This window comes from Brevibacterium sp. CT2-23B, from assembly GCF_013168765.1.
GTDB classification, from domain to species: domain Bacteria; phylum Actinomycetota; class Actinomycetes; order Actinomycetales; family Brevibacteriaceae; genus Brevibacterium; species Brevibacterium sediminis.
In genome coordinates, this window is sequence record NZ_JABBYK010000005.1 from 90,640 (window position 1) to 115,036 (window position 24,397).

Genomic DNA, 24,397 nt, shown 5'->3' on the forward strand with positions numbered 1-24,397 from the left:
GTCGGTGTCTCTTTCCTTCCGCTCAGTGAGCCACGGCTGCGGCGCCGTGTTCGTCGATGAGGTGACCGGTTTCGAAGCGGTCGAGGGCGAATGGGGCGTTGAGCGGGTGGGGTTCGTCGTTCGCGATGGTGTGTGCGTAGGTGAAGCCCGCCGCGGGGGTGCCCTTGAAGCCGCCGGTGCCCCAGCCGCAGTTGGCGTAGAGTCCTTGGACTTCCGTCTTCGACACGATCGGTGAGGCGTCGAGGGTGACGTCGACGTTGCCGCCCCAGGTGCGCAGCACATGGGCGCGGGCGAAGATCGGGAACAGCTCGACCGCGGCGGCCAGCTGCTCCTCGATGACGTGGAAGCCGCCTCGTTGACCGTATCCGTTGTAGGAGTCGACGCCGGCGCCCATGACGAGTTCGCCTTTGTGCGCTTGGGAGACGTAGACGTGGACGTGGTTGGACATGACCACGGTCGGGTGTACGGGTTCGAAGAGTTCGGAGACCAGCGCCTGCAGCGGGTGGGTCTGGATCGGCAGGCGGATCCCGGCCATGTCGGCGAGCACCGAGGAGTCGCCAGCCACGGCAAGAGCGACCTTCTCGGTGGCGATCGGTCCGCGGTTCGTCTGGACGCCGACGACCTGATTGCCGATGCGTTCGATGCCCGTGACTTCGCAGTTCTGGATGATGTCGACGCCCATCTCATCGGCCTTGCGGGCGAAGGCCCAGGCGACGTGGTCGTGCTTGGCGATGCCGGCGCGCGGCTGATAGGTGCCGCCCATCACGGGGTAGCGGAGGTCGTCGCCGATGTTGATGATCGGGCAGACTTCCTTGACTTGGCTTGCATCGAGCCATTCGGCGTCGACGCCGTTGAGCTTGTTCGCGTTCACCCGGCGCTGGGATTCGCGCACGTCCTGAAGAGTGTGGGCGAGGTTGAGCACGCCGCGCTGGGAGAAGAGGAAGTCGTACTCGAGTTCTTCGGGCAGCTGTTCCCAGAGCTTGAGGGACTTCTCGTAGATCGCGGCGGATTCGTCCCACAGGTAGTTCGAGCGGATGATCGTCGTGTTGCGGGCCATGTTGCCCCCGGCAAGCCAGCCTCTCTCAAGAATGGCAATGTTCGTCATTCCGTGGTTCTTCGCCAGGTAGTAGGCGGTGGCGAGTCCGTGTCCGCCGCCGCCGACGATGACGGCTTCGTAGGACTTCTTCGGCTCCGGATTGCGCCACAGGAAGTCGGGGTGTTCGGGAAGCTGGTCAGCCATCAGCGTGCTCCGATCTCGGTGAGGGTGGGGTACAGGGGGTGATCGTTCGCCAGTCGGGTGACGCGTTCGCTCAGTTCGGCGATGATCTCCGGGCTCGCGCCGTTTTCGTCCGTGCCGGCCTTGAGCACCTCGGCGATGATGTCGGCTGCTTCGGCGAATGCTTCGCTGCCGAATCCGCGGCTGGCAAGCGCCGGGGTGCCGATCCGCAGACCGGAGGTGACCATCGGTGGTCGGGGGTCGTCGGGGACGGCGTTGCGGTTGACGGTGATGCCGATCTGGGCGAGCAGATCTTCGGCCTGGGCTCCGTCGAGGGTCGAGTTACGCAGATCGACGAGGACGAGGTGGACGTCGGTGCCGCCGGTGAGGACGGAGATTCCGCGTTCGGCGACATCGCCTTCGGTCAGGCGGCGGGCGAGTTCGCCGGCCCCGGCGAGGGTGCGCTTCTGCTTGTCGACGAAGGTGTCGGTGGCGGCCAAGCCGAAGGCCACTGCCTTGCCGGCGATGACGTGTTCGAGGGGTCCGCCCTGCTGTCCGGGGAAGACGGCGGAATTGATCTTCTTCGCGATGTCCGCGTCATTGGTGAGGATGATGCCGCCTCGGGGGCCGCCGAGGGTCTTGTGCGTCGTCGACGACACGACGTGGGCGTGCGGGACCGGTGAGGGGTGGAGTCCGGCGGCGACGAGTCCGGCGAAGTGGGCCATATCGACCATGAGGTAGGCACCGACGGAATCGGCGATGCGGCGGAACTCTGCGAAGTCGAGCTGTCGCGTGTAGGCCGACCAGCCGGCGACGATGAGCTTCGGCTGGTGCTCGTGAGCGAGGCGTTCAACCTCGGCCATATCGACGCGTCCAGTCTCGGCATCGAGGCCGTAGGGGACGATCGAGTAGAGGCGGCCGGAGAAGTTGATCTTCATCCCGTGGGTGAGGTGGCCGCCGTGGGCGAGATTGAGTCCGAGGACGGTGTCGCCGGGACGGATGAGGGCGTGCATGACCGAGGCGTTGGCCTGGGCGCCGGAGTGCGGCTGGACGTTTGCGTACTCGGCACCGAAGAGTGCCTTGACGCGGTCGATGGCGATGCGTTCGATCTCGTCGACGTGTTCGCAGCCGCCGTAGTAGCGGCGGCCCGGGTAGCCCTCGGCGTACTTGTTCGTGAGCACTGACCCTTGAGCTTCCATGACGGCCGAGGCGGTGTGGTTCTCCGAGGCGATCATCTCCAGTCCCTCGCGCTGCCGCGCCAGTTCGGCATCGATGAATCCGGCGATCTGCGGATCGAGTTCAGCGATCGAGGTGCTCAGTTCGACGGGTTCACGGCTGGGGAAGGTCCCAGCGGAAGCGCCTGCCGGGGCACTGGCCGTGCCGGCTTCTGCGGGATTGGCGAGTTGCTCTGTCATGGATCTCCTTCGACCTGTCGCGATCGGCCTTTCCCAGCTGATCGGCAACTAATATATCAGATGCGTTCCTGTAGTGTAGGCAGAGAATTCCAGCCGATGCAATACGTTTGCCGCAGAGATTATGAAGGGGCTTCTCATGAGCACATCCGCCGACGCGACGTCACCGACGACGTCCTTGGCGAATCGCGCCTATGAGATCCTCCGCCACCGTCTCATCATGCTCGACATCGCCCCTGGCGATCCGATCAACGAGGCGGCCCTCAGCGCCGAGCTCGAGGTCGGCCGCACGCCGATCCGCGAGGCCCTCAAGCGACTCGAGCGCGATCACCTCGTCGTGTCGTATCCGCGGCGCGGCACCTTCGCCACGAATGTCGACCTCACCGATCTGTCGACGATCTCCGAGATGCGCGAAGCACTCGAGCCTATCGCCGCCCGGCGTGCGGCACGCAACCTCACCCCGGAGCGGCGCGCGGATTTCACGGCCTCGATCGCCGACCTCAAGGCACTCGAATCGACCGACGAGCAGCGCACCCTCATGGAGCGCGACCTCGACGTCCACCGCCTCATCTACAGCTCAGTGGACAATCCGCACCTGTCGGAGACGCTGATCCGCCTCGATGATCTGGCTACCCGCATCTGGTGCCTCGTCATCCCGGGGATCCCGGATCTCGTCACTCACATCCGGGAGCACATCGATCTGCTCGAGGCCATCCTCGACGGCGACGAGGAGACTGTCGCCGCCCGCGCCGCCGAGCACGTCCGCGAATTCGACAAGACCGTCCGCACCACCCTGCGCTGAGTCCCCGCTTCACCCGCACGCAGTCCCAGACCCCACTGGAAACCAGCCGCCCAGAGCCGCACCAACAACGGCGCCGCTGCTGAACCTCGACCGCCATTGACGTGATCACATTCACACGCTAACGTGCATGAATGTGATATATCAGTTGTCGACCTGACTCTGTCGACCACCTCATTCCCTCAACGACGAAGGACTTCCATGGCTGAGACCTCCACTGCCACCCATCTGGCCACGACCGAGAAGACCAGCCTTCTGCGGGTCATCACCTATGCCGGGGCGATCATCGCGTTCCTCATCGGCTCGGGCTTCGCCACCGGTCAAGAGATCCTCCAGTACTACGCGTCCTACGGCTTCTGGGGCGTCTTCGGCACCGGTCTTCTGGTGCTCGTGCTCATCTCCTATGTCGCCGTCGAGCTCTTCCTCACGGGCAGGCGGGAGCAGTTCGAGAAACCCTCACGCGTCTTCTACTACTACGGCGGAAAGTACCTCGGCACGTTCTTCGACTACTTCTCGATCCTCTTCGTCTTCCTGTCCTTCACCGTGATGATCGCCGGTGCCGGGGCGGTCTTCGAGGAGCATTACGGACTGTCGAAGTTCATCGGCGGGATCGCCTTGGCAGCCGTCGTCTGCGCCACCGTATGGTTCGGACTGACCAGCCTCGTCGACGTCATCGGCAAGATCGGCCCGGTCATCGTCATCGTCGCGATCGCCCTCGGTGTCTATGGAATCATGCGCGACCCCGAAGGCATCTCCACCGGAGTCGACGTCCTGCCGAGCCTCGACGTCACTCAGGCGTCGTCGAACTGGTTCCTCTCCGGCCTGTCCTATGTCGGATTCTGCATGCTCTGGCTCGCAGCGTTCCTCGCCGCCCTCGGCAAGACCGTGAAGAACCGCCGCGAGGCCACGGCCGGCGGCTTCGTCGGAGGCATTGCCTTCTCCCTGGCCTGCATGGTCGTCGGACTCGGGCTGCTGGCCAACATCGGCGAGGTCTTCGACGCGGAGATCCCGATGCTCGTCCTCGCCAGCAGTCTCGGACCGTGGGTCGGGGCGCTCATCTCCGTGATGATCCTCGCCGGGATCTATACGACGGCGATTCCGCTGCTGTGGACGGTGTCATCGAGCTTCTTCGACGACAAGACGAAGAAGTTCAAGTACGTGACCATCGCCCTTGCCGTTCTCGGCACGATCATCGGCCTCATCCTGCCGTTCTCGCAGATGGTCAACATCGTCTACGTCATCAACGGCTACGTCGGCATCGTCCTCCTGGTGCTGATGATCGTCCGCACGATCCGCCACATGGCCACCCGCCCGGCCGGTTGAGCTATCGCAGAAGCTTGCTTTGTTACCGCTTTGAGCCACCGAGGCGCAGCGAAACCCGCTCCGCTGCCTGCACACATTGATTGGCGAGCTCGGCAATGCGGGTGGCATCTGTACGAAACTTCGGTGCGGCGATGAGGACGGCCGCGACCACCTCGCCGCGATGATCGTACACGGGCGCGGCAATGCCGACCTCGTGCGGAGAGGTCTCGGCATCATTGAGGGCATAAGCGGGACCGGTTGCGCGATCCGCGCCGTAGCTGGCGTCGCGGAATACCTTCACCGAGGCGCTGCCTTCCGTCCGATACCGAGACCCCAGACTGGACGTGTGCTTGACAGGCTCTGGACTGGGCACCTGTTCGACGGTGACCGCCTCAGCGCCGTCCCACACCATCAGTGCACTGGTCTCAGAAGTTGCCCGCGTGAGCGACTGAAGAATCGGATACGCTGCTCGTCGGACATCGAGATCGGCCAGCAGGGGGCCGGCGATCGCAATGATGCCCAACCCAAGTCGATACCGCTTCGACGGAGCTTGTTCAACGATGCCCTCCTGCTCGAGTGAGGCGAGAATCCGCGACACCGAGCTCTTGTGCAGCCCCACGCGCGGTGCGATCTCGGTGACACCGAGCTCCTGCCGATCCGGTGCGAAACAGCGCAGGATGGCGACGGTGTTTTCGATGACCGAGGCACCGCGGCGTGGGTTGTCAGGCGATTGTCGAGACATGGTGTGAGTATATTCGGCGGCGAGGGCCTCAGGCGGGAACGATGTTGTGTTCGGCCCCGAACGGGAACTTCGTGATGTCCTCGGACCCGTTCTCCCCGACGACGACGATGTCATGTTCGCGGTATCCGCCGGCACCCGGCTGCCCCTCGGGAATGGTGAGCATCGGCTCCATGGAGATGACCATTCCCGGCTCGATGACGGTGTCGATGTCTTCTCTCAGTTCGAGACCGGCCTCGCGCCCGTAGTAGTGGCTGAGCACTCCGAATGAGTGTCCGTACCCGAAGGTGCGGTTTTCGAAGAGTCCGTGCTCGAAGTAGATCTCATTGAGTTCGGCGGCGATGTCCTTGCACACGGCTCCGGGCCTGATGAGTTCGATTCCGCGCTTGTGCACTTCGACGTTGACGTTCCACAGTTCGAGCGACCGGGCATCGGGCTCTCCGTAGAAGAGCGTGCGCTCCAGAGCGGTGTAGTATCCGGTCGGCATGGCGAAGCAGTTCAGGCTGAGGATGTCACCTTTTCGGATTTTCCGGGTCGTCGCCCAATTGTGCGCGCCATCGGTGTTGATACCCGATTGGAACCACACCCAGGTATCACGGATTTCCTGGTCGGGGAACGTCCTAGCGATCTCATGAGTCATCACCTCGGTGCCGATGAGCGCGAGTTCGTACTCGCTGATGCCTTCGGTGATGGCGGCCTTGATCGCCTCACCGCCGAGGTCGCCGATTCGAGCGCTGTGCTTGATCACCTCGATCTCCTCGGGTGACTTGATCATCCGCTGGCGCATCGACTCCTTCGAGATGTCGACGAGTTCCACGGCCGGGAAGGCATCTTGGAGCCTGTTGCGATTCTCAAGGGGCAAGTTGTCATCTTCGACGCCAAGACGGCGTGGGTTGCCGATCCCACGCTGACGCAGGCCTTCCTGAATCGCGTAGTAGTAGTTGTCACGACGCCAATCCGTGTACACGATGTTTTCCCCGTAGCTGGTCCGCCACGGCATCCCTGCATCGATGTTCGCGGTGATCGTCACCGTGTCGTCGGCCGTGACGACCATGGCATATGAGCGACCGAAGTACGTGAAGAGGAAGTCCGAGTAGTACTTGATGTTGTGATATGAGGTGAGAACAACTGCGTCGAGCTCCTTCTCAGCCATAATGGCGCGCAGCCCGGTCAGTCTCCGCTCCATCTCCGCGTCGGAGAAGGTGAGCGGAGTCTTGGATCCGTTGTGGAGGACCTTGAGCCGCTCAAGGTCAGCGACGGAGGCGTTGTCAGCAATGGTGGTCATGGGTTTCTCCTATTCGTTCGGTACCACTGCCTCGATACTGCAGCGGCGTGGTGGGGTTCTGGACGACTTCAGACGTCGCGCAGAGGCTTATGGAAGGTCTCCTTGGCGCAGATGACTGCGCCGAGACAGATTGCGGCCGCAGCCATGAGGTACCAACCGGGGGCAAGATGCGAATTGGTCAGGCCGATGAGCAGAGTGGCCATAAAAGGTGCGGTGCCGCCGAACAGGGCGTTCGACACGTTGAAGCTCACGGCAAACCCGGTGTACCGGATACGTGTCGGGAACATCTCGGCAAGGAAGCTCGGCAGGGTTCCGTCGTTGAGGGTGAGCATGGCTCCGAGTCCGATCTCGACAAGGACGACGAGGGTGAAGCTGCCGGCGTCCAACAACATGAAGGCCGGCACCGTGAGGACGATGAAAGTGACTGACGCGATGGTGAGCATCCTCTTGCGACCGAACCTGTCCGAGGCCAGGCCGGTGAGCAGGATGAACCCGATATACGTGACGAGAGCGATGGTGGTGGCGAGGAATGATTCAGCAGCCCCGTAGCCGAGCTCGGTCGTGAGATAGGTGGGCATATAGGTCAGGACGACATAGAACCCGACGGCGTTGAGCAGCACTGCGCACATCGAGATGACCAGGGGCCGCCAGTGGTCCCGGAACATGGCGAAGACCGGAGCTTTGATCACTTCATCCTGCTGAGCGAGTTCACGGAATGCCGGCGTGTCCTCGAGTCGGGTTCGGATATAGCGGCCGATCAGCCCCATGGGCGCGGCAAGGAAGAATGGGAGCCTCCAACCCCAACTCTCCAACTGTCCGCCGCTCAGCGTCGACGAGAGGACTGCGGCAAGCACCGATCCCAATAGCAATCCGGTGGCGGTGCTGGCTGGAACGACGGCTGCGTAGAGACCGCGTCGACGTGGTGGAGCGTATTCGACGAGGAACGCCGAAGCCCCAGCGTACTCGCCTGCGGCGGAGAAGCCCTGCACGAGGCGGACGACGAGCAGCAGCACAGGCGCCAGGAATCCGGCCACCGCGAAACTCGGCAGCAGACCGATGGCAAACGTCGAGACAGACATGATGAGAATCGAGACGGACAGTGCGGAACGTCGTCCGATCTTGTCTCCGATATGACCCCAGATGAAGCCGCCGATGGGGCGGACGACGAAGGAGACGGCGAAGACCGCAAAGGTGGACAGAAGCGCGAGATTGCCTTCGGACTCAGGGAAGAAGACGATCGCGATGGTCGTCGCAAAATACCCGTAGACGCCGTAGTCGAACCATTCGACGAAGTTGCCGACGAAGCTCGCAGAGACGACACGCCGCAGCGTCCGCTTCTGCTCGATATTCGGCTGCGCGGTCGCCGACGCATCTGATTTCACAGCGTCATTGTCCTCTGGAGCGAGGTCGGACTTCATTGTCTTCTCCATCGTTGTGAACGGTGACAACGCATGTGTTGCACTCTTTACAACTGCGTTGCATTAAAGGTTATTGTGTCCCGGTCACCCGGTCAAGAGATTTCTGCTCAGAACTGCGCGCAATCAGAAAGCGGCAGGCGAAAGGCCCTGCCGGACCGCATGTCCGACAGGGCCTTGGACTTTACGCCCCGACACAGCGAAGCCCCGCACGACCATTCGATCGTGCGGGGCTTCCCTGATACGAGCGGCGTCGCCTACCTGCTCGAGACGCGTCCGAAGAGATTCGCGATCGGGGCAAGCAGCAGCGGCCTGGCCGCGAACCAACCGGCCACGACCACGACCATCGCGATGAGGAACCAGACGAGTCCGGCCCAACCGAGCATCTCGGTTCCCGCGAACATGTAGCCGAGGTTGTGCCGCAGTCCGGTCGTGAACACGAGGAACACGTGGACGAGGATGAAGAACACGAAGAACAGCATCGTCGGGAAGTGGATCGCCCGTGCCAGCGGCGCCGGGTAGATCTTGTTCAGCGTCGAAGCGTTCTTCGGCCACCATTCGCTCATCCGCACACCCGTGATCGCGGCCAGCGGAGCGGCGATGAACACGATGATGAAGTACATCAGCTGCTGGAGAGCGTTGTAGTTGACCCATGCATCTTCCATCGGCCATTCCATCGTTCCGTACTGCAGCGCCGCCGACAGCGCGTTGGGGAACACTTCCCAACTGGTCGGCACGATGCGCGCCCAGTGCCCGGAGACGAAGAGCAGCACGACGAAGACCACACCATTGGCCAGCCACAGCAGATCGAGGCTCGTGTGCAGCCAGAGGTTGATGCTGATCTTCTTCCCACCCTTCTTCGGGGTGTAGAACGCCGGCGGCTTCTGCTGGTGACGCACCTGCAGACCCGAACGGATGATGAGCACCATGAAGAAGATGTTGAGGAAGTGCGTCCACCGCACCCAGCCCGGGAAGCCGGGCTCGACGAATTCCGGGATGTGGTATTCGCCCGGGTAGCGTTCGAGGAACTCCGGCACGCCCGGCAGGGTCGTGACACCGCGCGCGGCGAGGATGAGGATCCCGGCCACGACGATGAGTCCGCCGAGTCCCAGTCCGATGAGCTTGGACCACTGTCCCAGCGACTTCGAACCGATCATGACCGGTTCCTTCTTCGCTGCAGGCTTCGCCGAGGCGGTGCTGCCCGAACTCGACGATGTGGCCTTCGCAGCCGGTGCCGTCTTCGCGGCCGGCTTGTCCGCGGCGCGAGCCGCAGCCTTGTCGTCCGACTTCGCTGCGGGCTTGGCCATCGGCTTGCGCTGGGCCGGCTTGTCCGCGGTCTTCGCCGCAGGCTTAGCCATCGGCTTGCGCTGGGCCGGCTTCTTCTCGGCTTCGTCGGATTTCTTCTCCGACGCCGAGGCGGCTCCCGCTGCTGCGGCACCTGCACCGGCAGCGGCTCCCGCACCTGCGGCTGCCGCGCCGGCACCGACGCCGCCGATTCCGGTGCGTCGGCCCTGGGGCTTCTTCTCACCGGACTCGTCAGCTGCAGCCGGCTTCGATTCCTGCTTTGCGGCTTCGCCGGACTGCGTGGCCTCGGCCGGTTTGTCTGCCTCGGCAGCAGCAGCATCGGTCGACTTTGCGTCGGCGGCCTTCTCCTCAGCCGAAGCCGAAGCGGCGGCCGAGCCTGCGGCAGGTTTGGCAGCGTGTGCCGGAGCAAAGCCTTCCGGCGGCCAGGGGTCTCCCCCGGCGGTGCGGGGAAGTCCGCGGCGCAACGGTACATCGGAGAGTTCTCCGGAGCCCGAGCCGTTCGCGGCTGCTGCAGCCACACCGGCACCGGCAACGCCAGCACCAGCTGCGGCGGCCGCCGCAGGAGCAGCGGACGAGGATTCAGACGTGGAATCGGCTGACGTTTCAGCCGAAGCGGTTTCGGCAGAGTCGACCTGAGCTGCGGATTCCTCCGCAGTGCTCTCGGCAGGAGCGGATGCAGCTGCTGCCGGTGCAGAAGCGCCAGCCGAGCCGCCTGCGGCCTTGGCCCCGGCGGGCGCGAAGCCTTCCGGCGGCCAGGGCTCTCCACCGGCAACACGCGGCAGACCGCGACGCAGTGGAACCTCGGCGGCAGGAGCCGATTCGGCAGCGGGAGCATCGGCGGCGGCAGATTCTGCGGCAGCCGACTCATCGTCCGAACCGGAAGCGGCGACGGCAGCGCCGGCAGCCACTCCGGCACCAGCCGTCGCGGCAGCGGCAGCCGGGGCAGCCGAGGACTGTTCGTCCGATTCAGCGGACGCCGCGTCCTCGGTCGAATCCTCGACAGCGACATCCTCTTCGGCCGCAGGCTCTTCGGGAGCCGACGGTTCAGCAGACGCGACAGGAGCAGCTGAGGCACCGGTGGCCTTCACTCCGGCCGGAGCAAGACCTTCCGGCGGCCAGGGCTCTCCGCCCTCGACGCGCGGCAGTCCACGGCGCAGAGGCACTTCGGCCGCGGGAGCGGCGTCGGCCTCAGGCTCACCGGCAGGAGTCGAGTCAGCCGACTCACCCGCGTCATCGGCACCGGCTGCGGCAACACCCGCAGCACCAGCGGCGACACCGGCAGCGCCGACGCCCGCCGCAACAGCGGCACCCGACGACGATTCGTCAGCCGATTCATCGACCGATTCCTCAGCGGCGTCCTCAACGGAGTCCTCAGTTGGCTCCTCCGCTTCAGCGGAAGCCTCTGCCCCCGTCGATTCCTCAGCCTCGGTCACCTCCGCGTCGGTCACGCCCGCGGGGGAACCTTCATCCAGTTCCTCCGTCTCGGCAGTCTCCGACAGCCACGACGCGCCCTCTTCCAAGGGTTCGCCGATGGTGCCCTCCGGGGGCCAGGGGTCTCCGCCTTCGACCCGGGGCAGACCCGAGCGCAACGAACTGGAATAGGTTGCCATATCAGGACTTGTTCTCGTTCAGTGATTCGATGGCCTGGGGAACGACCTTGAACAGGTCGCCGACGACGCCGAAATCGGCGATGTCGAAGATCGGAGCTTCGGCGTCCTTGTTGACCGCGACGATGGTCTTCGAGGTCTGCATACCGGCCTTGTGCTGGATCGCGCCGGAGATGCCGAGCGCCACGTAGAGCTGCGGGGACACCGACACACCGGTCTGGCCGACCTGGTGCGACTGGGCGATGTAGCCGGCGTCGACGGCCGCACGGGAGGCACCGACGGCTGCGCCGAGGGTGTCGGCGAATTCGCCGACGAGTTCGAAGGACTCCTCCGAACCGACGCCGCGACCACCGGAGACGACCTTCTGCGCGCCGCGCAGCTCTGGACGCGAGGAGGTTTCGACGACGGCTTCGAACGAGTCGATCGCGGCCGAGCGCTTGCCGGAATCGGCGACCTCGAGGGCCTGCGTGTTTGCGGACTGTGCTTCTGCGCGAGCCTCGATCGAGCCCAGGCGCACGGTAACGATGGGGGCACCGAAGGTCGGGGCCGAGGAGGCGGTGTAGCCGCCGCCGTAGACGGAGTGGTTGGCCACGATGCCCTCGGAGTCGCGTTCGAGTCCGGTGGCGTCGACGGACACGGCCGATCCGCTGCGCACGGCGTAGCGACCGGCGATGTCACGACCGTCGAGAGTATTGGGCACGAGAACAGCGTCGGGAGCGGTGAGCTCCGCGGCTGCGGCCACGGCGTCGACGGCCGCGGTGCCGAGGTTGCCCTCGGTGGCTGCGGCGGTCAGGGTCGCCACGGCGCCGAGTTCGGCGGCCTTGTCGGCAGCGGCGTCGGCGCTGCCGGCGGCGAGCACGAGGGCGACGGGCGAGCCGATCTCAGCGGCACCGCCGAGCAGTTCGGCGGCCGGCTTCTCCAGCTGGCCTTCGGCGTCGGAGGTGAGGACGACGAGAATGGAGTCCTGCGGGAATTCTGACATGACGATTCTCCTTAGGCCAGACGGTTCTTGGTGAGGTATTCGGCGAGTTCGACGCCGCCATTGCCTTCGTCGACGACCTTCTCGCCGGCTTCGCGCGGCGGCTTCTCGGCGACGGTGACCATGATCGAGCGAGCCACGGACTGGTCCTCGGCGTCGATGTCGAGATCGGACAGGCTGATGACCTCGAAGGGCTTTTTCTTCGCTGCCATGATGCCCTTGAAGTTCGGGAATCGGGCCTCGGGAAGCGCCTCGGTGATGGAGATGACGGCGGGCAGTTCGGCCGAGACCTGCTGCTTGCCGCCTTCGACCGCGCGGGTGCCGGAGACCTTGCCGTCGGTCAGTTCGACGGTCGTCAGGCCGGTCACGTGCGGGTAGTCGAGGTGCTCGGCGAGCATCGCCGGCATCATGCCGCCGTTGCCGTCGGTGGAGACGTTGCCGGTCACGACGAGGTCGAACTCACCGCGGCGCAGAGCGGCGGCGAGCACCTCGGCGGTCAGCCCGAGATCCGCACCGGCCAAACCTTCATCGGCCACGTGCACGGCATTGTCGGCACCCATGGCCAGACCCTTGCGGATCGTCGCGGTCGCGGTATCGGGCGCCATCGAGATGACGGTCACCTCGGTGTCGCCGTCGGAGTCCTTCTGCGTCAGGGCGACCTCGAGGGCACGCTCACCGATCTCATCGAGGACGGCTTCCGAGGCGCCGCGATCGGCGAGCCCGGTTTCCAAGTTCAACTTGCGGTCGCCGTACGTATCCGGGACCTCTTTGACCAACACCGCGATCTTCAAGGATGACTCCTTAGGTTCGTGAAGCAGTTCCAGCTGCGTGAGACTTTCGTCTCATAATCTACAGGTGGCTGATTTCCGTCCGTTGACCGGGTCCGGGTTAGAACCGATCATGTCCATCACCCATGGTACGTGGTAGGCACCACAGATATCTCCGTTACTGTACGAACGATCGACAGAATTTGTCCAGTGCGTCGGACTCCGTAACCTCGTGCACTTCCCCCCCCACCGAGGTGGTCCCCCCCTGTCGTCGACGTCTGGACCTCGACGCGTGGCCGCCACTCGCCGAGGCGGGGCCCTAGAATGGGAAGCAGACCGACCAGTCCTCCCGGTGGCCATCGCCGCCCCTCCGGGCGAGTGCATCCGGGCAGGCTGGACGCAGAGGTCGCAGGCAAGACGCAGACATCAACGGTGAAGGAGCGCCCCGTGGCATTCGACCTCGACGACATCGACCGCAGCATCATCGCCGCCCTCGTCGAGGACTCGCGCCTGAGCGTGCGCCAGTTGGCCGAACGCGTCCACATCTCCCGCTCCGCCGCGCATAAGCGCTTCACCACCCTCATCGAATCGGGTGCGATCAGGAAATTCACCGCCGAGGTGGACCGCGAGGCCCTCGGCATGACCGTGACCGCGGTCGTCGTCGTCAAGATCGGCGAGCGCCCCTGGCCGCAGGTCCGTGACGACCTGGCAGCACTCCCCTTCGTCGAGAAGGTTCAAGCCGTCAGCGGGGACATCGACGCCTTGGTGACGGTCAACGCCCCGGACAACACCGCACTGTCGCAGGTGATCCTCCGCCGCATCCACGAAGTCCCGGGCGTCGTGTCCTCCCGCTCGCTCCTCATCCTCGATGAGGCCGAAGGCCACAGGCCGGGCGCCGGCTGAGTAGTGCGGCTCAGTCCTTCTGGTATTCGGTGATGGCTTTCTCGGCAAGGTCGAGACCGTAATCCGCGTCGGCGTATCCGGCGATTGTGGCTTTGCCGATCGGATAGACGTGTCCGGCCCGGACAGCCGGGAGGTCTCTGAACACAGCCGAGTCCATGAGCGCCTTCGTCAACGAGTCATAGTCGCCGCGCAGGTCCGAGTTGACGAAGATGATGTCGGCATCGGACAGACTGCGGTCGAGGACTTCCAGCGAGATCTGAGCTTCGGGCTCGACAGTCCCTGACTTATTGCCTCCCTGTTCGGCCTTGCCGTACTTCTTCACCATGGCGTCTTCGTCGGCCGACCAATCGAACCCGAGTGGGGACAGAATCGTGCCGAGCATGTTCTCACTGCCCCACAGATATGCCGAGTTCTCCTCGAAGGAGGACACCACTCCGATCGTGGTGCCCTCGGTGACCTCGGAATGCTTTTCGCCGAGCTGCTTCTGCCGAGCCGTGAATTCTCTGTCGAGTTCGTCGAGCTGATCGGTCTTGTTGACGGCGTCTGCGACTTCCCCAACACGCTGCTGCCAATTCGCGCGGTCTCCGCCGCGCAGGGTGAACTGGTAGACGGGTGCGATCTCCTCGAGCTGCTCGATCATCTCCGGTTCGAAGATGTTCGGGGACAGGATGAGGTCGGGTTCGGCCTCGGCGAGCTTCTCGAGGTCCGGCTCCTGCTGACTGACTGTGGGGATCCCCTCGAGTTCATCGAGCCACTCCTCGGGCACGGCCGGATCCTGGTACTCGCCCTGCGCCACGGGAGGCGCGTCAAGATCCATGAGGGTCTCGGTGGCGGCGTAGTGCAGTGTCGCGACGGCCTTCGGAGCCGCGGGCACTTCGACCTCCGCGCCGGTCGCATCGGTGACGGTGCGCGTCTCGGAGGCAGCGCCCTGGTTCGCTTCCTCACTGCCGCCTGCGCATCCGGCGAGGAGAGCGAGGCCGGTGGCTCCGGCGATGGCAGCAGCGGTCAGGCGCGTCAATGTCATACGTTTGTCCTTATTCTTCTTTGATCTGGTGAACGTCCGGGTGAGGCGGCCGGGCCCCGGAGAGGCAGTTCAGGAGCGTGCGGCGATCACGGCCGATCGGAACCGGCCGAACCCCCATCCGATGTCTCTGACCTGCACGTGCGCGGCTCCGAGCTTATGCAGATCCGTGACGAGCTCGCCGCTGGTCAGCGACGGATTCCCGGTGGTGGCCAGGACCGTGATGAGCTCTTCGGCCTGATGGTCATCGGTCTCGGCATCGTCGGTGAAAGGTTCGACGATCACTACTGTCCGGCTCGCGGCGAGCATCCGGTCCAACAACGAGGTCACCTCTGTCCGCGATCGCCCCGTCAATCCGGCGATCACGAGGGTGCAGTCGACGTCCGGCCAGGGTCGTCGACCGAACAGGCCCTGTGCGCCGGGAGTATGGATCGTCCACCCCGAATGCGAGGCCTTCCTCGTCAGGGCGGCGGCCGCCTCGGCGTCGACATCACCGACGACGGCGAGGCTCTCGGCCGATGCCACGGGTTCGAGGTCGAGGATGAGATCGAGGACATACTGCAGGTGGTCGAGGCTGCGTCGCCGGTGGGCGGAGTCGAGTTCGGAATCGGCGTCGCGCTGGGCATGCCAGGTGGGAGCCTGAATCGTCGAGGCGCGGGAGGAGCGGGAGGCGAACCCGCCTCTGAGCACATCGATGAGGTCGACGAGGGAGAACAGGTCGAGCAGCGCCGCATCGCTCAGGTCAAGTCCGTCGGAGGCACCGTCGCCTGTGAGGACCGCTCCGGTCGGGGTGTTGCGGTAGTTCTCCTCCTCACGCGCAAGGAGCCCGAGGGAGCACATAGCCGTCAGCACCGGGCGCACACGGTCGGCATCGATATCGAGTTCGGCGGCGATCGCCTCGGCGGTGGCGACTCCGCCGGCGATGAGGTCGTTGATGCCGAGGGTGACGGCTGTCCGGGTGATGATCGCGGGGAGCAATTCGGTCATTTCGTGGACCTGGTGGAGGACCTCGAGAGTTCCGTCCGGTTCGGCGCTGCCCTCGCTGCCGGCTGCTGCAGAAGGGGCCGAATCATCGGCAGGGGCGGACTCGGCCCCAGATCCCTCGAGCGTGGCCTCGGGCGTGGAGGCGACTGCCGCACTTGGCGCGGCGGGACGAGTCGGCATCTTCCGCCAGTAGCCGACGACCTCGACGTCCTCTTTGGGAAGGCCGATCTCCCGGCGCAGGTAGCGGCGGATGGGGGCGATGGTCAGCGTCTCGCCCGCGCACCAGGCGTAAGTGCGGCCTTCGGGCAGATCGAGATTCTTCACGGCGTCGAACATCAGGCGCGATTCGCCCGGTGCGGTGGATCCGCGGATGAGCCAGTCAATTTCGACATCGGCTTCGGTGGGGATGTCTTGAATGTCGTCGGAGGTGGGTACTTCGATGATGATGTGACCGCGGGTGCCAGCAGGTGCCTCTTCGAGCCAGCGCCCGACAGCGGGCAACGCCGTCTCGTCGGCAACGAGGAGGTGGAAATCGATGTCGTCGGCCAGCCCGGCGCAGGTCTTCGGTCCGGCGAAGCTGATCCGATCACCGACCGCGACGCCGAAAGCCCAGTCAGAGGCCAGTCCGGAGTCATGGCGCACGATGTCGATGCTGAAGGAGTTCGTCTCGTGGTCGACGCTGCGAACAGTGTAGTCGCGGGCACGGTTGAGCGCTTCCCGATTCCAGTTGAAGCGGAACTCCTCCTGCTCGCCGATATCGAGGGATGAGCCGTCGGGCGGGGGAATGACGAGTTTCACGTGATCGTCGAAACCCTCGGAGCGGAATGCAGGCCGTGCAGCCTCGCCGACCCCACCGGCCGCCAATTGATCGCCTGCCACTGTCAGGCGTCGCATGTTCGGGGTGATGTCGACGATGCCGGTGACTTCCACTTCTCGCAGGATGATCGGCAGCACCTGCAGAGGCCTGGAAGTACGCGGCATGTATTCAGCTCCGAGGGTTCTTGACGTATGAAACAGCGAGAAACAGAGAAGCCGGACCCACAACTTCAAGCAGGTGTGTCAACTGCCTTAGGCAAGACCGATGTTCCCTATATCTCATAGGTGAGCCTAACCTGGGATCGCAGCAGGTGCAACCACTTATTTTCAACACCGACCAGAGGCCGCCACCTCAGTTCGCTCCGACACCCCTGGTCTCGCTTCGTCTTATTCGCGCGGTCCCGACAGCAGCATGAGCGCGGCACCGGCGACGATGCGCTTGTACACCGGCTCGGCTGACAGCGTGTCTCCGTCGGCCGTGAGGAGCCCGAGCTCGGTGAGCTCCTGCAGTTCGTCCTCCAAGAGCGTGGAGAGCCGTTCGCTGCGCACCACGCCGAGGTCGAGTTCAGGGCGTTCCGGTGCCGAGTCGGGAGTGAGGATCTCGATGAGGCGCTGGGCGATCGTGATCGCCGGGGCGCCGTAGTCTTCTCCGGGAACGAGGTTGATCACGTCGAGCAGCCGCTCGTAGATGAAGGCGCCGATGACCGGCAGTGCGGTATCCGCGCTCACCTCGCCCTTCTTCCACTCGTCGGCGGCGTTTCCCGGGCGGACCTTGGTGCCGGAGATCTCGGTGATCTCGGCGCTCTGCATCACGGCCCACATCGCTTCGAGGACGGGCACCTCGTCGGCGCTGCGCGCATAGTTCACACCGTCTTCATAACGGGCGTTCGACGCAACTCCGACGGCTTTGATGCCGAACTTTTCGGCCGCCTCGGCGATATCGGCACGCTTCACCCTCCCCGTACCGGTCAGCGGCCGGGACTCGCCCACCCAGTCGAGGATGCCGACCACGCCCTCGACGAGGCGGTTGTGCGGCAAAGGCTGCGCGAGCTGCTCCTCGCTCAGAGCATTGGCTTCGACGGCGGCCATCAGGGCCGAGGGCAGCGGGTCGGTGCGCATGCTCGCGGCTTCGGCTCGGGCGCGAGCGGCATTCCAGCGTTCGGGGTCCTCGTCGGTGTCCATGCGGAAGCGGAGATAGTTGTCGAGAGCTTCGAGGCTGTCGAGGAAGATCACCGTCGAAGGCGATTCGCCATCGGTCTTCGCGGCTTCCTGCTGTCCGTCAACTGCGAAGCTTTCGAGGACGTCGAGGAGGTCGTCGATTCCCTCCGGTTCGTCGATATCTGCGCGGGAGGACACGGCGATGCAGAACAGGAGGTGGGCGATGTCGAAGACCTCTGAGTCTTCGTCGACATCGTCGTAGGTCTCGGCCAGCCAGTCGCGGAAGCGCTGGTAGAGCGGCATCTCGTAGACGGTCTTCTCGACCGCGTCCATTCGTGCATCGATGCCCTGCGGGTCAGCGTGGGGATTCGCCTGCGCACTCGCCTCGGCGCTCGATCCGCCGAGCCACTCCGGCAGGCCCTGTTCTGCGGCAGGGCCGTCCTGGACGTCCTGGTCGCCCTGCAACACTCGGCCGGTGGAGCCGTAGGTGCCGGCAACCGGTTCCGGATAACCGTCGAGCGGCAAGAGCTCGTCGACGACTTCCTGCTCCGAGACCTTGTTTCGCTTGGCCAACCGCGCGACCGCGGCGGCTACGGCGAGCATGGCCCCTTCGAGGACGGGGAGTCCGCTGTTGTTGGTGATGAGGCGATCGAGGCTGTCGACGACGCGACCCTTATGTGCCAGGGCGAGGATGTCGCGGGCGACGTTGCGGGATTTCTTCGCCGACCACTTCGGTGCCATCACTCCGCCGAGCTTCGGCCCGTGCACGTCGTCGGTGAACCATTCGTCGAGGAGCCCCATCGCCGCCCCGGTCACTTGCGCGACGCTCGGGCTGAAGTCCTGGGGGTCAGAGGGCAGGGAGGCCACAACAGCCTCGGCGGTTTTGATGTCGCCTTCGGCAAAGGCCACGGAGAACGACCGAAGCTTCCCCAGAGCCAGCCCGCGGTGGGCACCGACCGGGGTGAATAGTCGGCGGTTGTATTCCACCTGCGCCTTCTCCATGGCAATGTGGAAGTCGGCTTCGGTGAAGTCCGCATTCGGATCATCGATGTCGATTCCTTCGGCCTTGAGGAACGGCGCCAGCTCCCGCATCATCCGATCGGACATTCCGGGGTCGTGGCTGATTTTGCCGCCCGCTGCCATTCCGTGGAATTCGGGACCGTCGAAGTAAGTAGACACGCATTGCTCCTGCCGAGGATGAACTGAAGCAATAACGGTAACAAGTCAGACCTCGTCGGCCGCACAACTGCCCCGGCATGGCCCCGCGGCTTCACCGAGATCACATTTCGGGAGTCGGCGGTACCGCACACAGCTCTGCGGGCCCGGTCGGTGTTCACGCCCTGGTCAGCGCTCAGCCCCTTGACGATGCGAGGGTCTTCCGCACCGCTCTGATGGTCAATTCGAGAGACTGGGCGCGCGCGGTCGGATCGTCGACGCCGACGCTCACGCTGTAGAGGTGTCCGGAGCCGATGGTGAGGTAGACGAACGCCGCCGCCCATCCGATCGGCACTCCTTCATCGATGGACCCGTCCGCCTGCCCTCTCGCAATGACGGTCTCGAGGGGATCATCTTCGTCGCCCGCAGATTCAGCACCCGACCGGGACTCCGCGGCCGCCTCGGCGAAGGTCTCATCGGTGATGATCGGGTTGTCGGCGAAGAGCAGGGTGAGCACATCGGGCAGAGTGAACAGCTCCGCACAGATCCGTTCGAGCGCAGCCAGCCCGGTCCCTTCGTCGGGACGCGCCTTCATGACCGCCTCACCGAATCGCCAGGCACCGAGCCGGGCCGCCGCGCCGACGAGCGCCTCCCGATCACCGAAATGTCGGTAGAGAGTGGTGCGGCCGACGCCGATCGACTGCGCGAGCTCGATCATCGACGCCTGAGGGTTCGCGGCAAGGTGGGTCAGTGCCTCGCTGACCAGGGCCTCTCGGCCCAATCGACGCATTCCCTGCACCGGCACAACCCCTCCCTGACTCTGCGAACGATACAGAGCAGTCTACTTGTGGAACACATATGTTCCACTTTGGTATCATGGAGTACCGACAACGCCTTCGAGGATCGAGCATGTGATGGATCAGCCCCCGCAGAAGAACGACTTCACAACCCGGCAGTCCCACGCCCCCGCGACGTTCGCGCTCAGTCGGACCGATGTCGTCGTCATCGGCCTCGTCTGCATCGTCGTCGGCGTGGCACTCGGCTTCTTCCTTCCGGCCCTCGGATCGCTTGCCGCAACATTTCCCATTCCTTTCGGGGACGTCATCGAGAAGCTCAGCCGCTTCGACCAGGCGTGGGTCGTCATCGCCCGACCGATCATCGGCGGAGCACTCGGACTCATCGCCGCCTTCTTCATCGCCGCCTCGACGACTCCCCTGGTCGTCGATGGACACGGAATCACCATCGGCCGAGACGACGACCACCCGCTGCGCATCTCCCGCGCCTCGTTTTCGACCGCATACTTCGCCGACGGCAAGCTCGTCGTCGTCACCGAAGGCGGGCATCAGGCCTTCAAAGGAGATGTCGAAGGCAAGAAGGCTGCTATCGCCGAGGCCTTCACCTCCCGCGGCTACCGGTGGGGAGAGATCTGACCGCGCGGAGTGAGATCCGAGCGGTCCGAGAACGGAGTCTGTGCCTCCCTGACCGTCCAGCCAAACGTCCACTCGGCCTGCCGGAACCGGTCCCTTCGTCCCGAGTTCGCGACACGTTTGGCCGCCCGTCCTCACCTGCACGTCAGCCATGGAATCGTGACTGCGCTCACGCCACCATGGGGCCATGACCATTGACGTTCCCACCACAGGCCGCTCACTGCCCCAGCTGCAGCCGATCAGCTTCATCGGCGCAGATGGCCGGCTCACCGATACTCCGACCGAAGGGCTGCGGATCCCCAGCGATGCCACCCTCACCGGTCTCTACCGGCAGATGGTCCTCGTCCGCCGGTTCGAAGCGCAGGTCACGCACCTGACCCGGCAGGGTCGGCTCGCGACCTATCCCTCCGCGGCAGGTCAGGAAGCCGCCGAGGTGGGGGCCACCACCGCGCTGGCCCCGAACGATTGGCTCTTCCCCACCTACCGCGACTCGGCAGCGCTGCTGACACGCGGTGTGCCCGTGGCCGAGATCCTCGCCGCCTTCCGCGGGGACTGGCACTGCGGTTTCGACCCGCACGAATATCACGCTTCACCTGCGGCGACACCGCTGGCAACGCAGACCCTTCATGCCACGGGATTCGCGATGGCCGCGAAGCTCAAGGGCGAGGATGTCGCGACCCTGACCTTCCTCGGCGACGGCGCCAGCAGCGAAGGCGACACCCACGAGGCATTCAACTTCGCCTCCGTGTGGCAGACCCCGACGGTCTTCGTGCTGCAGAACAACCAGTACGCGATCTCCACTCCCCTGCGGGAGCAGACGAACGCGACGATGCTCGCCGATCGCGCCGCCGGCTACGGAATGCCGGGCCTGCGCGTCGACGGCAATGATGTCGCCGCCGTGTTCGCCGCCGTCTCGACCGCTCTCGAGCGCGGTCGGAATGGGGACGGTCCGACCCTCATCGAGTGCCTCACCTACCGGATGGAGTCGCACACGAACTCCGATGATCCGACGAAGTACCGCGACGCCGAGGAGGTCGAGCACTGGAAGCAGTTCGATCCCATCGACCGTCTGGAGAAATACCTGCGGTCGACCGGTGCACTCGACGATTCGTCAGTCGCAGAGGTCGCCGAGGCGGCCGAGACTCTGGCCGCGTCCGTCCGCGATGCGATGAATCAAGAGGCCGAGGTCGACCCGCGCGAGCTCTTCGCCCATGTCTACGCCCAGCCGCGCACCGCGCTGAGCGAACAGCAGCAGATCCTCGAGGCCGAACTCGCCGCGGCAGGCCAGGCATGAGCGTCGAAACCGGCACCGACCCAGCTGCCGATCCGACTGCGGTGAACGACGAAACGGGCAGCGCCGCCTCGGCGAACGATGGGGCAAGCACGGCGACCGCGAACGGCACAGCGGCATCGGACGCCGCACCCGCCGCGTCATCGGTGACGATGACGAAGGCCCTCAACCAGGCGCTGCGGGATTCCCTGGCCGACGACGACACTGTGCTCGTCTTCGGTGAGGATGTCGGCCGCCTCGGCGGGGTCTTCAGGGTCACCGAAGGACTGCGGGCCGAATTCGGGTCGAATCGGGTCTGGGATTCTCCGCTTGCGGAGTCCGGCATCATCGGCACCGCGATCGGCATGGCGATGAACGGGATGCGCCCGGTGGTCGAGATGCAGTTCGACGCCTACGCCTACCCCGCGTTCGAGCAGATCGTGTCCCATGTGGCGAAGATGCGGAACCGGACGAAAGGCCGGGTCAGTCTGCCGATCACGATCCGGATTCCCTATGCCGGCGACATCGGCGGAGTCGAGCACCACTCGGATTCGTCCGAGGCCTATTGGACGTCGACGCCGGGTCTGACCGTCGTCACGCCGTCGAATCCGGCCGATGCGTATTCGCTGCTGCGCGAGTCGATCGCCTCCGATGACCCGGTCGTGTTCATGGAGCCGAAGTCCCGCTACTGGATAAAGGAGACGCTGAGCCTGCCCGTGACGACGGCGCCGATGAATCGGGCGCAGGTCATCCGCGAGGGCACCGACGTCACCCTGCTCGCCTATGGTCCGACGGTGCGGACGGCGCTCGATTCCGCCGAGGCCGGGGCCGAGCACGGACTGTCCATCGAGGTCATCGACCTGCGCACGCTGTCTCCGTTCGATGATGAGACGGTGTCTGAGTCCGTGCGCAAGACCTCGCGCGCGGCGATCATCCACGAGGCCGCGCAGTTCGGCGGATACGGCGCCGAGGTGGCCGCCCGCCTCACCGAACGCAACTTCACTTACCTGTCGGCCCCGATCCTGAGGGTCGCCGGGTTCGATGTGCCCTATCCGTCGCCGAAGCTCGAGGAGTTCTACTTACCCACCGTCGAACGCGTGCTCGATGCGCTCGAGTCCTGGGATTGGGAGCTGTGATGAGTGCTGATCTGAATACCGGGATGCGCGGGACTGGCACGCGCGAGTTCATCCTTCCCGACCTCGGCGAAGGCCTCACCGAGGCGGAGCTGATCTCCTGGAAGGTCGAGATCGGGGACGAGGTCCACGTCGATCAGATGGTCGTCGAGGTCGAATCCGCGAAGTCCGTCGTCGAGCTTCCCTGCCCGTACGCCGGGCGGATCGTCAGCCTTCACGCCGCCGCTGGGGACACCGTCAGTGCAGGCCAGGCCCTGCTCTCTGTCGCCGAGGCGGAGAGTGCGGCGGCGAGCGCGAGCGCGAGCGCAGACGACAGCGCCGGCGAATCGAGCGGCGCGAACCTCATCGGCTACGGTACGTCGGAGCCGAAGACCCGTTCGACGAAGAAGCGCTCGTTCGGCGGCAAGCACACGGCTGTTCCGGACGCGACATCCACCGTGCCCCCGGGTGCCGCCCCAGCCGTCCCGACGGTCATCCCGGATGCTCCCGTGCAGCCGCCGACAGAGGCACAGACTCCCACCGAAGACTCGTCGAAGACCGCCATCGGAGAGTCGGCGCCAGCCGCCGGCGACCACGTCTCTCCCGTGTCCTCGCCGCTCGTGCGCAAGCTCGCGAAGGAACACGGCATCAGCGCCAAGCACCTTCCCGGCAGCGGTCCCGGTGGGATCGTGACCAGGGCCGATGTCCTTGCCGCGATCGAGTCGGGCGCAGGCATGAGCGTCGAAGCGGCGAGCGCTCACGCCCCCGCGGGGACGTCACCGGCCGGCGAACCTCAGTCGATCACGGAACGCAGCACCACCTCGGCGGGGGCACCTTCCCTCGTCGGGCGGGCCGACCGCGATACCCGCACCCCGATCACGGGGCTGCGGAAGGTCGTGTCCGAACGCCTCACGAAGTCGCGACAGGAAATCCCCGAGGCGACCATCTGGCTCGATGTCGATGCCACCGAGCTGCTGGGCACGAAGCGCGCGCTCGAGGCGCGCACCGGTGAGAGATATTCGCTGCTGTCCCTCGTCGCCCGCTTCGTCGTGGCCGGATTGAAGAAGCACCCGATCATCAACTCCTCGATCGACACGGCCGCCGGAGAGATCGTCACCCACGGCGACATCAACCTCGGCCTGGCCGCGCAGACCCCGCGCGGACTCATGGTCCCCGTCGTCCACGGGGCCGGCGAGATGAGCCTGAGGCAGCTGCGCGACTCCGTGTCCGAGACCGTCGGGAAGGCGGCCACGGGCAAGTTCGATCCCGCGGAGCTGTCCGGCGGCACGTTCACCCTGAACAACTACGGGGTGTTCGGCGTCGACGGTTCGGCCCCGATCATCAACCTCCCCGAGGTGGCCATGCTCGGCCTCGGTCGGATCAAGGACCGCCCATGGGTCGTCGACGGCGAGCTGACCGTACGCAAGGTGATGTACCTGTCCTTCGTCTTCGACCACCGGGCGTGCGACGGTCAGGAGCCGAGCGAGTTCCTCACCTTCGTCGCCGACTGCATCGAGAACCCGATCTCACTGCTCCCCGAGCTCTGAGTCCCGCCGAGCCGTAGCTTCCAGTTCGGAGCCGACACGACGCTCGTTCAAGCGGCAGCGCACTTGTCGATAGGTACACCGTTCGACAAGTGCGCTCCGCCTTGAACGACGCTTCCCGCATTGCACTTCCTCGTTGCAGTTCCACACTTCGGACGGCCATTCCGTCTGTGACTCACAG

19 protein-coding genes are annotated in these 24,397 nt (G+C 65.0%); 7 read left to right on the top strand and 12 right to left on the bottom strand.

Annotated features, from left to right (window positions below; all coding sequences use genetic code 11):
* Positions 1-22 precede the first annotated feature (22 nt).
* Together HIM68_RS13410 and glyA are read right to left on the bottom strand one after the other, a co-directional pair.
* A complete protein-coding gene (locus HIM68_RS13410; protein WP_139467722.1) occupies positions 23-1,240 on the bottom strand; it encodes a sarcosine oxidase subunit beta family protein in 1,218 nt (405 codons plus the stop codon).
* Positions 1,240-2,631, bottom strand: coding sequence for a serine hydroxymethyltransferase (gene glyA / locus HIM68_RS13415; protein WP_172172962.1), 1,392 nt, complete (start codon positions 2,629-2,631; stop codon positions 1,240-1,242). Before glyA ends, HIM68_RS13410 begins: the two co-directional genes overlap by 1 nt.
* Before the next feature lie 136 nt (positions 2,632-2,767).
* Between glyA and HIM68_RS13420 the strand changes: the two genes are divergently transcribed.
* Positions 2,768-3,430 (top strand): GntR family transcriptional regulator, encoded by a 663-nt coding sequence (locus HIM68_RS13420; RefSeq protein WP_172172964.1) that lies wholly within the window; start codon positions 2,768-2,770, stop codon positions 3,428-3,430.
* 198 nt (positions 3,431-3,628) lie between these two features.
* Entirely contained in the window at positions 3,629-4,750 is a 1,122-nt protein-coding gene (locus tag HIM68_RS13425) for a hypothetical protein (protein ID WP_172172966.1), read from the top strand.
* A 22-nt stretch (positions 4,751-4,772) separates the two neighbouring features.
* Here HIM68_RS13425 and HIM68_RS13430 read toward each other — a convergent pair whose 3' ends face one another.
* From HIM68_RS13430 to HIM68_RS13455, 6 genes are all read right to left on the bottom strand, one after another.
* Entirely contained in the window at positions 4,773-5,471 is a 699-nt protein-coding gene (locus HIM68_RS13430; RefSeq protein WP_172172968.1) for an IclR family transcriptional regulator, read from the bottom strand.
* Between the two features lie 28 nt (positions 5,472-5,499).
* Positions 5,500-6,753 carry an aminopeptidase P family protein gene (locus HIM68_RS13435; RefSeq protein ID WP_139906508.1) on the bottom strand — a complete coding sequence of 418 codons (1,254 nt, stop codon included), beginning with the start codon at positions 6,751-6,753 and terminating at the stop codon, positions 5,500-5,502.
* Positions 6,754-6,821: 68 nt separating this feature from the next.
* Positions 6,822-8,171, bottom strand: coding sequence for an MFS transporter (locus HIM68_RS13440; protein WP_172172970.1), 1,350 nt, complete (start codon positions 8,169-8,171; stop codon positions 6,822-6,824).
* A 254-nt stretch (positions 8,172-8,425) separates the two neighbouring features.
* A complete protein-coding gene (locus tag HIM68_RS13445; protein ID WP_172172972.1) occupies positions 8,426-11,083 on the bottom strand; it encodes a cytochrome b/b6 domain-containing protein in 2,658 nt (885 codons plus the stop codon).
* A 1-nt stretch (position 11,084) separates the two neighbouring features.
* Entirely contained in the window at positions 11,085-12,062 is a 978-nt protein-coding gene (locus HIM68_RS13450) for an electron transfer flavoprotein subunit alpha/FixB family protein (RefSeq protein ID WP_172172974.1), read from the bottom strand.
* Between the two features lie 11 nt (positions 12,063-12,073).
* Entirely contained in the window at positions 12,074-12,850 is a 777-nt protein-coding gene (locus HIM68_RS13455) for an electron transfer flavoprotein subunit beta/FixA family protein (RefSeq protein WP_139467716.1), read from the bottom strand.
* 423 nt (positions 12,851-13,273) lie between these two features.
* Between HIM68_RS13455 and HIM68_RS13460 the strand changes: the two genes are divergently transcribed.
* The gene (locus tag HIM68_RS13460; RefSeq protein WP_009883814.1) at positions 13,274-13,729 is read left to right on the top strand and encodes an Lrp/AsnC family transcriptional regulator; all 456 of its coding nucleotides are present in this window, start codon (positions 13,274-13,276) and stop codon (positions 13,727-13,729) included.
* Between the two features lie 10 nt (positions 13,730-13,739).
* Here the strand turns inward: HIM68_RS13460 and HIM68_RS13465 are convergent, their stop codons facing one another.
* From HIM68_RS13465 to HIM68_RS13480, 4 genes are all read right to left on the bottom strand, one after another.
* Complete coding sequence (locus HIM68_RS13465; protein ID WP_172172976.1) at positions 13,740-14,753, bottom strand: ABC transporter substrate-binding protein; 1,014 nt, start codon at positions 14,751-14,753, stop codon at positions 13,740-13,742.
* A gap of 69 nt (positions 14,754-14,822) precedes the next feature.
* A complete protein-coding gene (locus HIM68_RS13470) occupies positions 14,823-16,715 on the bottom strand; it encodes a siderophore-interacting protein (protein ID WP_172172978.1) in 1,893 nt (630 codons plus the stop codon).
* A 222-nt stretch (positions 16,716-16,937) separates the two neighbouring features.
* Positions 16,938-18,887 (bottom strand): hypothetical protein, encoded by a 1,950-nt coding sequence (locus tag HIM68_RS13475; protein ID WP_172172980.1) that lies wholly within the window; start codon positions 18,885-18,887, stop codon positions 16,938-16,940.
* A gap of 172 nt (positions 18,888-19,059) precedes the next feature.
* Positions 19,060-19,668: a TetR/AcrR family transcriptional regulator gene (locus HIM68_RS13480; protein ID WP_367647536.1), complete on the bottom strand. Its 609-nt coding sequence runs from the start codon at positions 19,666-19,668 to the stop codon at positions 19,060-19,062.
* A 109-nt stretch (positions 19,669-19,777) separates the two neighbouring features.
* Between HIM68_RS13480 and HIM68_RS13485 the strand changes: the two genes are divergently transcribed.
* The 4 genes from HIM68_RS13485 (at position 19,778) to HIM68_RS13500 (ending at position 24,219) form a co-directional block, all read left to right on the top strand.
* The gene (locus HIM68_RS13485) at positions 19,778-20,293 is read left to right on the top strand and encodes a hypothetical protein (protein WP_172173494.1); all 516 of its coding nucleotides are present in this window, start codon (positions 19,778-19,780) and stop codon (positions 20,291-20,293) included.
* Between the two features lie 184 nt (positions 20,294-20,477).
* A complete protein-coding gene (gene pdhA / locus HIM68_RS13490; protein WP_172172982.1) occupies positions 20,478-21,584 on the top strand; it encodes a pyruvate dehydrogenase (acetyl-transferring) E1 component subunit alpha in 1,107 nt (368 codons plus the stop codon).
* On the top strand, positions 21,581-22,696 hold the full coding sequence (locus HIM68_RS13495) for an alpha-ketoacid dehydrogenase subunit beta (protein WP_172172984.1): 1,116 nt from the start codon (positions 21,581-21,583) through the stop codon (positions 22,694-22,696). Before pdhA ends, HIM68_RS13495 begins: the two co-directional genes overlap by 4 nt.
* Entirely contained in the window at positions 22,696-24,219 is a 1,524-nt protein-coding gene (locus tag HIM68_RS13500; RefSeq protein ID WP_253903967.1) for a dihydrolipoamide acetyltransferase family protein, read from the top strand. Before HIM68_RS13495 ends, HIM68_RS13500 begins: the two co-directional genes overlap by 1 nt.
* The last annotated feature ends 178 nt before the right edge of the window (positions 24,220-24,397 follow it).

What these genes read in the sequence shown, in the direction of transcription:
- HIM68_RS13465 (WP_172172976.1), bottom strand. Translation starts at nt 14,753, where the DNA reads ATGACATTGACGCGCCTGACCGCTGCTGCCATCGCCGGAGCCACCGGC.
- HIM68_RS13445 (WP_172172972.1), bottom strand. Translation starts at nt 11,083, where the DNA reads ATGGCAACCTATTCCAGTTCGTTGCGCTCGGGTCTGCCCCGGGTCGAA.
- HIM68_RS13430 (WP_172172968.1), bottom strand. Translation starts at nt 5,471, where the DNA reads ATGTCTCGACAATCGCCTGACAACCCACGCCGCGGTGCCTCGGTCATC.
- HIM68_RS13435 (WP_139906508.1), bottom strand. Translation starts at nt 6,753, where the DNA reads ATGACCACCATTGCTGACAACGCCTCCGTCGCTGACCTTGAGCGGCTC.
- pdhA (WP_172172982.1), top strand. Translation starts at nt 20,478, where the DNA reads ATGACCATTGACGTTCCCACCACAGGCCGCTCACTGCCCCAGCTGCAG.
- HIM68_RS13420 (WP_172172964.1), top strand. Translation starts at nt 2,768, where the DNA reads ATGAGCACATCCGCCGACGCGACGTCACCGACGACGTCCTTGGCGAAT.
- HIM68_RS13410 (WP_139467722.1), bottom strand. Translation starts at nt 1,240, where the DNA reads ATGGCTGACCAGCTTCCCGAACACCCCGACTTCCTGTGGCGCAATCCG.
- HIM68_RS13500 (WP_253903967.1), top strand. Translation starts at nt 22,696, where the DNA reads ATGAGTGCTGATCTGAATACCGGGATGCGCGGGACTGGCACGCGCGAG.
- glyA (WP_172172962.1), bottom strand. Translation starts at nt 2,631, where the DNA reads ATGACAGAGCAACTCGCCAATCCCGCAGAAGCCGGCACGGCCAGTGCC.
- HIM68_RS13495 (WP_172172984.1), top strand. Translation starts at nt 21,581, where the DNA reads ATGAGCGTCGAAACCGGCACCGACCCAGCTGCCGATCCGACTGCGGTG.
- HIM68_RS13450 (WP_172172974.1), bottom strand. Translation starts at nt 12,062, where the DNA reads ATGTCAGAATTCCCGCAGGACTCCATTCTCGTCGTCCTCACCTCCGAC.
- HIM68_RS13440 (WP_172172970.1), bottom strand. Translation starts at nt 8,171, where the DNA reads ATGAAGTCCGACCTCGCTCCAGAGGACAATGACGCTGTGAAATCAGAT.
- HIM68_RS13470 (WP_172172978.1), bottom strand. Translation starts at nt 16,715, where the DNA reads ATGCCGCGTACTTCCAGGCCTCTGCAGGTGCTGCCGATCATCCTGCGA.
- HIM68_RS13425 (WP_172172966.1), top strand. Translation starts at nt 3,629, where the DNA reads ATGGCTGAGACCTCCACTGCCACCCATCTGGCCACGACCGAGAAGACC.
- HIM68_RS13485 (WP_172173494.1), top strand. Translation starts at nt 19,778, where the DNA reads ATGGATCAGCCCCCGCAGAAGAACGACTTCACAACCCGGCAGTCCCAC.